This window comes from Pedobacter superstes (genome assembly GCF_037622515.1).
Classification (GTDB): Bacteria; Bacteroidota; Bacteroidia; order Sphingobacteriales; family Sphingobacteriaceae; genus Paradesertivirga; species Paradesertivirga superstes.
The window spans coordinates 85012-98145 of the sequence record NZ_JBBJCN010000009.1 but is presented as its reverse complement, the minus strand read 5'-3'; the positions used below and the strand labels follow the sequence as shown (position 1 = coordinate 98145).

Genomic DNA, 13134 nt, shown 5'->3' with positions numbered 1-13134 from the left:
TTAAAATGACAGGCCTTGTCTCTGACGGCTTAGTCGATATTTAAACCCAGGCCCTCATCAGGCAAATCGTTTAATGGTTTATCAAACCTGCGTTTGGAAGTAATCAGTTTAGGGTGAACTTTACTTAACAAACCTTTTTTATAAGAACCGCTATATAGAATTGTATACATATCTTCTAAACAGATTTTATTCCCGTCAATGGAAGTAATTTTTTGTTCATTTATAAGATATGATTTATGAACCCTGACGAATTTATCAGAAGGCAAAAAGTCTTCAAGCTCTTTCATCGTCAAATAAATAAGATGACTTTTATTTGTCAGGTGGATATTAACATAATTCTGAGACGCTTCGATGTAAATAATATCGTCATATTTAATCCTGATAACTTTATTTCCTCTGGATTCATTTTTAACGAAAAAATAATCGTTTCCCCGGCTCTTATCCTTCAATATTTCGGCATTAGCTTCCACTTTCTTTTGAATAACTTTCTCTATACACTTTGAAAATCGTTCCAGGGTAAAGGGCTTCATTAAATAATCCACCGCGTTGTTTTCAAAAGCTTCAGCAGCAAAATGAGGAGCATCGGCAGTGTAGATAAAAGCAGTTACAAAATCCAGTTTGTCCAGATTCAGTTTCGGTAAAGAACTATTTATAAAAACAATATCTGGTTGCAAAGTCATAATTTCATTATAAGCAACCAGAGTACTGCCAGAACTACCGACGATTTTTAGTTCTTTATAATTTGATATATACTTCGAAATGATTTTAATACTTGTATAATCATCAAGAATGTAGCATTTCATAGATTGAATATAGGCTTTCATACAGTAGAAACTCAGTATAATGGATAACCCTTTTGAATTCAGGCCTCTTCCTTTATACATGAAGTAACGAGTTGTAAAAATACAACTTTGAGTGTTTACACGTATACTTAAACAACATTAAAATAAAACTAAATAAAAAGTTTTAGTAGTTACAAAAACAACTTTAAGCAGAAAAATATAAACATGTTGTTTCGTAACCAGAAATTTTCAATTCTAAGATGAAATTCTCTTACAATAGTTAAGGTATTTTAAATCGGTGTTTTTTTTACATAGATTAGGGAATATATTTGCCCAAAAAACAAATCAAAGTGTCCAAATTCCAAACATTTAGCTGGCGTAATTTATATTTAAGTTTAAAGCTTATCACTAAATGGATGCATCAATCTTTTAGCGAATTAAAAAAAAATGATCCTCTGCGTCTGGCTGGTGCGACGGCTTTTTTTTCCACTTTCGCCTTACCTCCCATACTTATTATCCTTACCCAGCTATTCGGTCTGTTTCTTAACAGAAACGAGTTGAGCTCGCAACTAATTAGCCGTCTGGCAAACCTAATGGGTAAAACCAGTGCATTACAGGTTCAACAGGTATTAAGAAACTTCAATTCCTTATCCCAAAATCTATTCGCCCTTTCTGTAGGCTTCATTTTTCTGCTTTTTGTAGCTACAACTTTATTTTCTGTAATAAAGAACTCACTTGATCAAATTTGGAAAATCCGGGTTAAGGCACATCCAGGGCTGTGGTTCTACCTTAAGCTTCGGGGCCGTTCCTTAATGGCAATTCTACTTGGAGGCTTGCTGTTTCTAATTCTGATATTTATCGAAAGTATGCAGGTTATTTTAGGGGAATACTTTAATTATTTGGGTCCGAGAGCGGGTAATTTTTTAAACGGATTGGTGAATGAGCTCCTGTTTGTGGCAACTGTAACTACATGGTTCTCGATAATTTTTCGCTTTTTAACCGATGGTCGCCCTAAATGGATCGCTGCACTTGCAGGTGGTTTTTTCACCGGGGTATTATTTTCATTTGGAAAAGTGCTCCTCAAATGGTTATTGTCATTAAGTAATATCAGCAATATTTATGGCGCATCAGGTTCTATTGTTCTGATTTTACTATTTGTCTTTTATTCTTCCCTCATTTTCTATTATGGAGGTTGTTTTATAAAAGCAATGAGTGACGACTTAAACCTTCCTATAACACCTGTAAAAGAGGCCTTCAAATATCAGGTAATGGAAGTATTTGCCGATGATGAATCTAAATAGATAAATGCGGCAAGCAGATCACTTAGCCTCGTCCACGGCCCAGCATTTTTTCTTTTCTGTACTTTGCAAGGTTAATCATCAACACGCTTAATAAAATTACGGCCAGTCCGGTAATTTGCATGGCCGAGATTTTCTCTCCGGCAAATAGCACCCCAAGTAAAACAGCCACAACTGGGTTTACATAGGCATAGGTGCTTACCTGAGTTGCCGACCGCACTTTCAACAACCACACATATGCACTGAATCCGGCGATCGAACCAAAGATAACCAGATAGATTACTGCCCACCATGATTCGGCAGTTACAGAAGCAATTTCAAAACCATTCTGTTCTCCTCTTAAAAAACCACCAATGGCAAAGGCCAAAGCTGCTGCCAGCATTTGCCATGTTGAATTTACTATTGCAGGACTTCCTGCGCTATTATATTTTGAATAAAGAGATCCTCCAGCCCATGAAATAGCTGCTATGGTTACAAGCAGCATCCCTCCCGCTTCGATGGTTGCATCTCCGGAAAGACCAGCCTCTATACTTTTATAAAACAAAAGCACGACACCCATAAAACCTATTATAATACCCAAAACTGTCGATTTACTACTCAAGTTCTGCGACCACTTAGGTTTATCGAGTAAAACGAACCATAGAGGAGATGAAGACACCATTATAGCCACAACAGCGCTGGGCATGTATTGCTCTACCCATATAACCGCTCCGTTTCCAACAAACAATAAAAGTAAGCCACCTATTACAGCATGCAATATTTGCTTGGCAACAAATACTTTTTCCTTTTTGTAAACACACCAAATAAGCATAATCAGAGCAGCCGCAGAAAACCGCAATGCCCCAAGCATAAAAGGCGGAAAACTATGAATAGCCTTCTGAATAAAAAAGTAAGTAGAGCCCCAAACTATATAAACTGTGGCAAAAGCAATTATTACGTTAACCGATGATGCCGGCTTCTCCTCTTCACCCGATTCTATCATTTTATTTAGTTCTTAGGCTTTGAAGCTGCAAAAATAAATGCCTCCCGACTGGGGTTTAACAAATAAGTGTCAATTTAATAGTGTAGTCGGTGAACATAAGAAATTTAAAGAAATTATGACCTTTACTTATAGGAAAAGGCGATCAGTTTCAGAAGTACTTTTACATTAATTTATCAATGTCTTTCAACAGTACTTCATCGCGCATTCTATAACAATTCATAGCTGTAATCCCCAGTTTGGCAATCAATTTATAATTCGCTATGGCTCCAACTGCTGCACCAATTACAGGTATTAACTGTGCCATTTTAGCAAGATCTATATAATCTCTATATTCTTGCTGAAACGTTCGCCAATCAAATTGCTCCACATCTGCAGGTAATGATTTCCGGTAAGAGCTCCATTTCAATAAATATTCAAAAATCTCTTTCTGCCTTTTCCTGCTTGAGAATGCTAATTGAAAAACATATAGGATATACAAACGCTCTCGATAATCTTTCACGTTGTAGCCATATAATGAAGCAATTTCAAACAATAACTTCAGCTTGATCCCCAATAAAACTGGAAAATCAACCATGCCTAATAATATGCCACCAGCACCCGTAATACCTCCTTCTGCGGAAGCAGTTTTTTTATACATTTCAATCTGTCTCTTTACAAATGCCTCCCTGTACTGTAAAGAAGCATTTTCTAAAGGTTTGGATGTACTATATGCAGATCCAAATAGTACCACCTGCACCATTTTCTGAATAGTAAGGGTAATGGCCTGGTGCACTTTATCGGGTATAACATTATTAATTTTAGTCTGGATTTTCTTTGAAAGTATATCTGTAAAAGAGGGGTCTCTAAGTATTCCTTTTTTCCAGATCTCTAATTCAAATAAGGCCTGTTTTTCATAAAGATCCATTGGATGTGCTTTTAAAATATTCTTTGAAATAAACCCCTTACAATACTAAAATGTTATATATATTGTTATTAAATTAGTAACCCATCTTTTAATTTAGCGGACGGATTAAACCCATGAAAAGAATATTTTTTCTCCTGTTATTTTTCACCATTTCCTTCTCCGGCTTTGCGCAATATGGAAAATTGGAACCATTAAAAGAAGGAGATTCTACATATGTGGTTTTGAGAACGCCTAAAGAAACGTTAAAGAAATTTTTAGAAAGTCCGGATAAAAATGAGCGCAAACTGGGCGCGCAAATTGAAAGTGTTGAAAGGCAATTAGAAACCTTACGATCTATTTATTTATCAAATCGCATTCAGAGCCCTGACATACGAATTTTTATAAATAATATTAAATCCTTAGAGTCTAAAGGAGTAAATGTAAATTACTATGTTCAGGAGATGTTAATTTACAGCCCCAAGAACGGCTTATAAATAGGGCATAAAAAAACCGGCTTGAGCCGGTTTTATATATTATCGGTTATAACTTCCAGTTGCTTTATTGTTGCGGTTAAAACCTCCGCCACCACCGCCTCCAGGACGATTATTACCAAAGCCTGGATCCTCTTTCGCCTCAGAGACAAGAATTCTTTGACCATAGTAATCACCACCATTCATGTTTGCAATAGCATCCTTTGCTTCTGCATCATTTGGCATTTCCACAAAACCAAAACCACGGCTTTCGCCAGTTTCGCGGTCTTTGATAATTCTCAATGATTTTACATAACCAAAATCACCAAAAACCTCTTTTAATTCTGACTCTTCCACTTTTACAGGGAGCCCTTTGATAAATATCTTCATTAATGTTATAAAATTTCTATAAAGGTACGATTAAGCCACTTAGAAAATGTAATACGAATGTTAGCTTATTTTTTTTACTTCTTCTTAACCCTTATTCCACCTGGCTTTTGCCTCATCCCGATCCAAAATACGACTTCTGTAATTTGAACTTTGATTACTAAAACTATCTTTAATACTTAAAGCCCCATGCTTATCAAGAATTCGGGCAGCTTTCTCGGCTTCTTCAATCGAAGAGGTCTGGACGGTTATTACACAGCCTGTTTTAGCTGCCTCAGTATAGGCCCTGGCATCATCATCATTACCAAAAACAGATTTAAACCAGTTTGTGACACCGTTATCATGATTCTCGGTTTCACCATCCTGATTTTCAGTCCTCCTGCCAGAAACCTCGATTTCGTTTCGGTGAAAATTATTTTCTAATAAATGTTCAATAGCAACCTGCCCCTGGGTGGTGTGTTCAAATACACCTATTACCGTTTGTGGTCTCAGACTTGCAGTATCCCGCTGAGAAGATAAAGTATCTGAGGGTTCATAATAAGCTTCTTTCCCACTTTGAGATTTATCGGAAACCTGGTCACCCGTATTAGCGAACGCATGCTGAACAACATCTTCAACCCTGGTGCTAACTTTACCTTTTTCATAGGTTGGTAACTCAGTTAGCTCGTTGGCCATAACTCCCGGAAAAACTACATTCTGGTAGGCCTCATGCACCTCAGCTATACCGATGGGCACGAGAACTTTTCTGTCGCGAAGGTGCATCTCATTACCTTCCAGATCCAGAACCAGATAAAGAACCTTATTTGACTCTATATCGAAAAGCAGATCATTTACTTTTCCGAGAATTCTTCCCTTCCCATTTTTAACTGTCCAGTCTCGAATATCAGATTCATGCTTAGCAACTTCATATTTGCTGCTGCCTAGCTCCTTAATACGTATATATTCAGGGTTATTTTTATTGTTACTCATGGTATTATTTTTAGAAATGAAAACTTATCATAAATTATATCCAAAGAAATAATTCACTGTTTTGGCTCAGACCAGTTATAGTGTTACTACCCTGATAATAATTTATATACAGATAATATAAAACAGCGGCAAGGATTAAAATAATGATCAGCCAAAGCCACCAGGAAGTTTTCCTTTTTCGTTGCACATGAAGTTCTGCCATAACAAATATTTTTAATAGATTTTATTCATAACAAGTATGTTTATTTTAAGTTTGATTTTATAGTTATCAGAAACCCAACTTAGTGGATTTGATGCAAAATCTTGAAACCCAAACCCTCAGTTAATTGTATTTGATATATGATTACTAAAGAATATGAAATGTTTTACTTTGACGATAAAACATTTATAACCTTGTGCAAACAAATCGAAAGAGAGATTAAAGCAATGCCTGGGCATACCAATGATAATATAAACGATCTGCGCCTTGCCTATCAAAAGTTTGAGCTTTTCTTAACAGTTTACTATCAAAGCTGTAAGAGAGAGGATATTGACTATAAGACAGATTTACGATTAGAAATTGTGTCTGACATTAATCAGATGTCTGAGCAAGATGAAACAGGAGAAATTACTAAAGACTTTTATACAGAACACTTTTTAAACGCCAAAGATAAACTGGGACGTGTTATAGAAGATATAATTTATCAGATAACCATTCATAACCTGGCAAGAAAACCCGCTGATTAAAGAAGATTAAAAAATCAAGCCACGATCTACCACAGCTGATTCACAAATATAAGTCGGTACAATTCCGGTAGTTCTCATTTTAATTTCCGCATCAGCTGGCAGGGTGTTCCCCGAGAAAACCAGAACTGTATCCAGACCGAATTTATTTCCGCCTAAAATATCTGTATATAGGGTATCTCCTACCATCACGATCTCCTTTTTCGTAATGTGCCTATACTCCCTTATTAAGTCATAAGCAAACATAAACATCTGCGAATCAGGCTTACCAAATCGAATAAAATCGCGTTCAATTATATTCTCAACCATTTTTGCGATGCCACCTATGGCAATTGCAACTTCGTGTTTGTTAACGGGATAAGCATAATCGGTATTGGCAACAATTACCGGAATTGGTCTTTTCCTAAGCAAGTTCACCACCGTATTTAAATCTCTTGCCCAATCAAAGCCTTCATCGTCAAGAAAAACAAGCGCGTTGACTCTTTCAATATTGGTATCATTAATTTCATTTATTGGCAAGGTATACAGACCCGAACTATCTAAATAATGAGCCGAGTTTTCTGTACCCATATAGGCTACGATACCTTCGTGGACTTTTAAATCGAGATATTCTTTGGCCAGCATACCCGAGGAAATAATTCGATCTGCAGAAATAGCCTCAAGCCCCATACGATGGTACGAATCGGCCAATTGCGCAGGACTCCGGGATGCATCATTAGTGACAATGTAATACTCCTTATTCTGGGATTCAATATAGGCGAAAGTGTTTTCTATTCCTGGTAAAAGTCCTTTATAATTTTTCAAAACGCCAAATGCATCGAAAAAAATCACCTCATATTTATCAACAATAGATTTAAAATTATCAATTTTTAACATTCGGGTTATTTAAAATCTAATTTAAAGTTTTTTAACAATGAAAGGCCTGAAAGCATAAAGTTTCCTGAGATATACAACGATAATTTTATACATAACCGGGCTTTATTTAATTTTTAAAGCATCCAGAATTTTCTGAGCATCAAAATCTCTGTCTACCGAAGGTAAATAAATATCAAAGGCCTCCGACTGAAGTTTTCCGGCATATTGCTCGCTAAAAAAATAATTCCCGTCTTTCATTACATAATTGAGAATAAAAAAACGGTAAGCCTCCCGCATGAATCGCACCTCATCAGCACTTAAGGGATTAATTTTATGGTACTCTTCTAAAAAGATTAAAAAACGATCTTCATTTAAGGTATCAATCACATAACTAAACACTGTACGATCGCCAACATCCGACACTACCCTGCTAAAGAAGTAGAAGTCCATAACTCGTGAACTCATTCTGAACCAATCATAATCCCATCGCGAGTACAATTCAAAATCTTTGGTAATGGAAAAATTCCCAATGTTCCAATCGATGAATACCGGGATATTTTCAAAGGAGCCCGCATTCAACTTCAGGCGATTTTTTAAAAATAACTCGCAATGATATTTTAAATAATCGGCCTGTAAACGAGTGCCAAACAATTTTTCATTTAGCCCAATCTGGCTGATCAGTTTTTGAACATCTGTGCGTAAAGTTTTAGAAGATTTCGGCAGCACATTTTTCAACCTGGAGCAGGCCTTATGAAATTTGCCGATCTGCTGGCCGAATTTTCTGATATGGGCTTCATCCAGCCTTCGTGGAAAACGTTCTAATACCCTTGAAGGATTATAAAAAACAACCCAGGCATCCGTTTTACCCTGCCTGTAGCGGTATGTATATACTCTGTTATTTTTTAGTAAGGATTTGGCAAGTAAATTTTCAAAGGGATAAAGCAGGTTGTTTGATAAAGAATGTATAATGCGATGATCCTCTCGAAAGTGCTCAAACTTACCAAAGTTCGAAAGTTTTGCAATTATAATATCTTCATCCTCAAAGGTTATACGATAAACATGGTTAGTAGAAACCAGTGCGCTAATGTCTTCGATATTACTAATTACCTTAGAAACATCATACCCGTCCCACGCTTTCTTTATTATTCTGAAAAAATCCATTGCTTGGTAAATTAAAGCGCAAAGATGTATGCAATTATTAATAATCTGGTTTAAAAGATTTAAATAATTTCAAAATATCTTTTAAGTTCCCAATCACTTACTTGCTTAGAAAACTGCCTCCATTCCCATAAACGGGTTTGCGTAAAATGTTCAACAAAATCGTCCCCGAACAGATCTGTAGCTATAGCAGAATCTTTCATAGCGAGGCTGGCCTCAAAAAGATTAGAGGGTAACTGAGTATGCAGAGCATCTGCATAAGCATTACCAACAGTACCAGGATTCTCCAGCGAAAGTTTATTCTTTATTCCATATAATCCTGATGCAAGTGCGGCTGCCATCGCTAAATAAGGATTGGCGTCTGACCCGGGCACCCTGGTTTCAATTCTGGTATATTTAGCGCTGGAGTTAATTACCCGAATTGCGGTAGTCCTGTTTTCTACCCCCCATGTTATTGTTGTGGGAGCCCACGCGCCTTCAACCAAACGCTTATAACTGTTAACCGTTGGAGCATACATTGGCAAAATATGGGGAAGGCAATACAATTGACCCGCCAGATACTGCTTCATTAAATCGCTCATTTTATTGGGATCTCCTGCATTGAAAAATAAATTTTCAGAATTCTCCATGTTCCATAAGCTTTGATGAATATGGCCGCTGCATCCGGGAAGGTTCATATTCCATTTCGCCATGAAGGAGGCCATAATACCATGCCGGTATGCGATCTCTTTGACGGACGTTTTTAACAGGGCAGCTTTATCAGCAGATTTTAGGATTTCATCATAAATAATCGCGGCTTCATACGCTCCCGGGCCGGTCTCTGTGTGCAGGCCCTCCAAAGGAATGTCAAACTTTCCTAACAGAGTAAATAAATCATTGTTATAATCTGCATACAGGGAAGGTCTTATGATGGAATAGCCAAACATTCCGGGGGTTATGGGCTGTATTTTAGTAAATTCTTTGTCTTGTAATGATTGGGGTGTTTCTTTGAAATTAAACCATTCAAATTCCTGGGCAAAAGCCGGAATAAAGCCCATGTCTGCACATTCTTGTGCAATTTTTTTAAGGAGAGACCGGGGACAAGCTGACAAGCCCGAATCTTCCTTCTTACTAAAATCGGCCATAAAAAACGGGATATTATCCTGCCATGGAATGGTACGGAAAGTAGAAAGATCTATCCTGCAAGTTTGATCAGGATAGCCAGAATGCCAGCCCGTCACCCTCACATTATCATACAGAACATCAGCACTATCCCATCCAAATACTACATCACAAAATCCATAACCGTTCTCGATGCCTTCGAGGAATTTCTTGCGATGTATCACTTTTCCGCGTAACACACCATCAATGTCAGCAAAAGCGAATTTTATTCTTTCAATTTTATTATCATCCAAATATTTAATAATCTGAACTTTATCCATGTAATTAAGAAGGAATATTTAAGTATTAATAAAAACTAAACTTAGTCATAAAAAACTGTTCTGTAATAAGAGCAACATCTATTTAAAGGTTTTTTTATATTGTAAAATCTCAATATTAAAACATGGATTTATTGTTTGTTTACGGAACATTGCTGCATTCAGCTAATTTCTTTGGATCCTATTTGCAAAACAATAGCCGACACATAAATAAGGGTAAATTCAAAGGTACTCTTTATGATATAGGTGAGTACCCCGGTGCAGTTTACGATAAAAATATCAGCACCTATGTTTATGGTGATCTGGTTTCAGTATTCAACAGGGAAGAAACTTTTAAAATTCTTGACGAATATGAGGGATATGGCAATGATGAGATCCAGCCGAATGAATTTATACGGAAAATAATTGAAGTCGAGATAGAATCAAATAATATACAGTGCTGGACCTATTTATATAATCTTCCTGTTAATCAATTTCTCCGAATTGACTCCGGCAATTATAAAGATTATCTTTCAAAGAGGATTTAAAATATGTGCTACCTAGAAATCTTAAAGCAAAAAATCCCCTGAATATTATTCAGAGGATTTAAGATTTAAAATCTTTTATAAATTATAATACAGATTTAACAGTTTTAATAATCCGTGCCGCGACTTTATATGGATCTGCAGCAGAATTTGGACGACGATCTTCTAAATAACCTTTCCAACCGTGCTCTAAAGTATAAAGAGGTATACGAATTGAAGCACCACGATCTGATACACCATAACTGAAATCATCGATTGATGCAGTTTCGTGTTTACCAGTTAAACGCAGGTGATTATCAGCTCCGTAAACTTCAATATGTTCTTTAATTACAGGACGGAAAGCTTCGCAAATTTTGTCGTAAGTTTCTTTACTTCCGCAAGTACGCAATACTGAGTTTGAGAAGTTGGCGTGCATTCCGGAACCATTCCAGTCTAATGTACCAAGAGGTTTGCAATGCCAGTTAATTGATACTCCATGCTCTTCTCCGATTCTTTCAAGCAAATAACGGCCGATCCAGATTTGATCTCCGGCTTCTTTTGCTCCTTTAGCGAAAATCTGGAATTCCCATTGTCCAGCAGCAACTTCTGCATTAATGCCTTCAACGTTTAAGCCAGCTTCAAGACATACATCTAAATGCTCTTCAACGATTTCTCTTCCAAAAGCATTTTTAGCACCTACTGAACAGTAGTAAGGACCTTGTGGTGCCGGGTAGCCGTTTGACGGGAAACCTAAAGGCTTGTTAGTTTCATCATCCCAAAGGAAATATTCCTGCTCAAAACCAAACCAAAAATCATTATCATCATCTTCAATTAGGGCACGGCCATTAGACTCATGAGCTTGTCCCTTTGAATCCAAGACTTCACACATTACTAAATAACCATCTTTTCTCTGAGGATCAGGGCAAATGAATACTGGTTTAAGAACACAGTCTGAAGAACCACCCGGTGCTTGCTCTGTTGATGAACCATCGAAGCTCCATAAAGGACAATCTTCTAATTTTCCACTGAAATCTTTTTCAATTTTTGTTTTGCTACGAAGGCTTTGAGTTGGTTTGTAACCATCCAGCCAAATGTACTCTAGTTTTGCTGCCATTATTTATTTGTTTGGGTAATCAGGTTGCAAATTTGCATTAAAGAAATAAATATTTCTCAATAATTGCACGAAATTATAACAATCTTTGAATTATTTAAAAAATTTTGCAATTATTTTTTAAATATTCTTGACAAGAGTCAAAGATTAACAAATCAGGCGCAAATCTATGCCTCATAACCCAGGCTTTGAATAATAATAGCAAAGGAACATTAAGGATTCCGAAAGTTTTTCACACGAAAAAAGATAATTAAGATTTTTTCCGGTAGCCGTTCAGAGAAAGGATAACTTAGAATAAGTTTTTGCTACTTACTTCTTTGTCAATAGTGATATATCCGGGATACTTTATTTCTCTATTTCCAAAATCTAAAGTAGGCTTTATTTTTATGGTAACTATTCCTTTCTTTTCCTTTGAGGCATCTTCTGATCCGATAACAAAATCGGCAATCGCATCCATCGCTTTATCATCCGATAAAACCTGATAAACATTTGAATTAATCTGTATAGGGACTGTAACATTGCCACCGTGAGGATTAACCGCTATCTTTTGATTTACAAACCCGCCTGCAATCTCCTGGTTCTTAACCAGAACCTTATACTCAAACTGATTAACAGCGGCAAGCTGACTTGAAGGGTTTGTGATTGAAAGATTTACCCGGCCTCTTAAAGGGACATTCTGCCTTAAAAGTGCTAAGGCAACTCTTGGCATCTTTGCCAAATCAAATTTTTCTTTACCGATTAAATCTTTAACGTTTACATTCGCAACAGAAATACTATCTATCGAACTTATTTCATATTTACAATCTTCAAGGGCTTTAATTTGATTTACTTGTTTATTTAAGCCGGTACAGCCAAAAATAAAAAGCAGTGCTAAACTAATAAGAAATACAATTTTCATAGTTTTAATTATTAATAATCATTTAAACCTTAATAACGCTGTATTTCTTAAAGACGTGCATTTATACAATTGTTTTTAGATCAATCTATAATAATTCTAACCTTCACCAATAAAATACGAACGCCCCATCAGTAAATCAATTAGTTTGAAATCGGCTGCAGACAATTTTATGGTAAAGGCTATTGGCAAACGGAATAAGCATCTTTGGAAGCAAAAAATATTTTCACGATATATATATATTATCGTTACTGGCTTTTAGGCCATTGGGGCCTGGATTAATTATACTACTAGCATCCCAAAATCTGTCATTAATAATATCAGTGGTTTGTATAGTCGTTTTGTTTTTTTACTACTGTTTAGATATAAGAACAAACACCCTGTAAAACATAGTTTTCTATTGCGTATTAAGCAATCTTATCTTATCAATAAATTACCAATATATTCGGGGTATAGAGGGAAATATTTTCTCTAAATTTAAGTCTGGCTATAGCACACACAAGAAAAAAGCTGTAGGTTTAGGTTTGGTACCCTTCAAAATTCATGGAACTGCAACATGCAAAAATATGATTTGAAAGCAGCCCCGAAAAGGGAATTACTTTTTTTATTCGCTTTAAACCCATTTTCGGAAAAAATCTCCGAAAATATTTGTTAATGTATAATTATTGTAAGAAATTGATTTTTTGCAACATTATGTATA

At 36.2% G+C, this 13134-nt stretch carries 14 protein-coding genes; 4 read left to right on the top strand and 10 right to left on the bottom strand.

Features of this window, described 5'->3' with window-relative positions; all coding sequences use genetic code 11:
• Nucleotides 1-29: 29 nt before the first annotated feature.
• Nucleotides 30-803: a LytR/AlgR family response regulator transcription factor gene (locus WG906_RS18000; protein ID WP_339994257.1), complete on the bottom strand. Its 774-nt coding sequence runs from the start codon at nucleotides 801-803 to the stop codon at nucleotides 30-32.
• 329 nt (nucleotides 804-1132) lie between these two features.
• Here WG906_RS18000 and WG906_RS17995 point away from each other — a divergent pair, with 329 nt between their 5' ends.
• Complete coding sequence (locus tag WG906_RS17995) at nucleotides 1133-2083, top strand: YihY/virulence factor BrkB family protein (RefSeq protein WP_339994256.1); 951 nt, start codon at nucleotides 1133-1135, stop codon at nucleotides 2081-2083.
• 22 nt (nucleotides 2084-2105) lie between these two features.
• Here WG906_RS17995 and WG906_RS17990 read toward each other — a convergent pair whose 3' ends face one another.
• Nucleotides 2106-3062 (bottom strand): EamA family transporter, encoded by a 957-nt coding sequence (locus WG906_RS17990; protein WP_339994255.1) that lies wholly within the window; start codon nucleotides 3060-3062, stop codon nucleotides 2106-2108.
• A gap of 160 nt (nucleotides 3063-3222) precedes the next feature.
• Nucleotides 3223-3966 carry an EcsC family protein gene (locus WG906_RS17985; RefSeq protein WP_339994254.1) on the bottom strand — a complete coding sequence of 248 codons (744 nt, stop codon included), beginning with the start codon at nucleotides 3964-3966 and terminating at the stop codon, nucleotides 3223-3225.
• A 113-nt stretch (nucleotides 3967-4079) separates the two neighbouring features.
• Between WG906_RS17985 and WG906_RS17980 the strand changes: the two genes are divergently transcribed.
• On the top strand, nucleotides 4080-4439 hold the full coding sequence (locus tag WG906_RS17980) for a hypothetical protein (protein WP_339994252.1): 360 nt from the start codon (nucleotides 4080-4082) through the stop codon (nucleotides 4437-4439).
• A gap of 39 nt (nucleotides 4440-4478) precedes the next feature.
• Here WG906_RS17980 and WG906_RS17975 read toward each other — a convergent pair whose 3' ends face one another.
• Together WG906_RS17975 and WG906_RS17970 are read right to left on the bottom strand one after the other, a co-directional pair.
• Entirely contained in the window at nucleotides 4479-4805 is a 327-nt protein-coding gene (locus WG906_RS17975) for an RNA recognition motif domain-containing protein (RefSeq protein WP_339994251.1), read from the bottom strand.
• 84 nt (nucleotides 4806-4889) lie between these two features.
• On the bottom strand, nucleotides 4890-5771 hold the full coding sequence (locus WG906_RS17970) for a PRC-barrel domain-containing protein (protein WP_339994249.1): 882 nt from the start codon (nucleotides 5769-5771) through the stop codon (nucleotides 4890-4892).
• A gap of 339 nt (nucleotides 5772-6110) precedes the next feature.
• Here WG906_RS17970 and WG906_RS17965 point away from each other — a divergent pair, with 339 nt between their 5' ends.
• On the top strand, nucleotides 6111-6497 hold the full coding sequence (locus tag WG906_RS17965) for a hypothetical protein (protein WP_339994248.1): 387 nt from the start codon (nucleotides 6111-6113) through the stop codon (nucleotides 6495-6497).
• A 6-nt stretch (nucleotides 6498-6503) separates the two neighbouring features.
• On the opposite strand, the gene WG906_RS17960 is transcribed toward WG906_RS17965, so the two are convergent.
• The 3 genes from WG906_RS17960 to WG906_RS17950 form a co-directional block, all read right to left on the bottom strand.
• Nucleotides 6504-7370 carry an HAD-IIA family hydrolase gene (locus tag WG906_RS17960; protein WP_339994247.1) on the bottom strand — a complete coding sequence of 289 codons (867 nt, stop codon included), beginning with the start codon at nucleotides 7368-7370 and terminating at the stop codon, nucleotides 6504-6506.
• Nucleotides 7371-7472: 102 nt separating this feature from the next.
• Entirely contained in the window at nucleotides 7473-8510 is a 1038-nt protein-coding gene (locus WG906_RS17955; RefSeq protein ID WP_339994246.1) for a hypothetical protein, read from the bottom strand.
• A 59-nt stretch (nucleotides 8511-8569) separates the two neighbouring features.
• Nucleotides 8570-9928, bottom strand: coding sequence for a glutamine synthetase family protein (locus WG906_RS17950; protein WP_339994245.1), 1359 nt, complete (start codon nucleotides 9926-9928; stop codon nucleotides 8570-8572).
• 122 nt (nucleotides 9929-10050) lie between these two features.
• On the opposite strand from WG906_RS17950, the gene WG906_RS17945 reads away from it, so the two are divergent.
• Nucleotides 10051-10452 carry a gamma-glutamylcyclotransferase family protein gene (locus WG906_RS17945; RefSeq protein WP_339994244.1) on the top strand — a complete coding sequence of 134 codons (402 nt, stop codon included), beginning with the start codon at nucleotides 10051-10053 and terminating at the stop codon, nucleotides 10450-10452.
• Between the two features lie 82 nt (nucleotides 10453-10534).
• Here WG906_RS17945 and WG906_RS17940 read toward each other — a convergent pair whose 3' ends face one another.
• Together WG906_RS17940 and WG906_RS17935 are read right to left on the bottom strand one after the other, a co-directional pair.
• Nucleotides 10535-11542 carry a glutamine synthetase beta-grasp domain-containing protein gene (locus tag WG906_RS17940; protein WP_339994243.1) on the bottom strand — a complete coding sequence of 336 codons (1008 nt, stop codon included), beginning with the start codon at nucleotides 11540-11542 and terminating at the stop codon, nucleotides 10535-10537.
• Nucleotides 11543-11828: 286 nt separating this feature from the next.
• Nucleotides 11829-12437, bottom strand: coding sequence for a hypothetical protein (locus tag WG906_RS17935; RefSeq protein ID WP_339994242.1), 609 nt, complete (start codon nucleotides 12435-12437; stop codon nucleotides 11829-11831).
• Nucleotides 12438-13134: the final 697 nt, after the last annotated feature.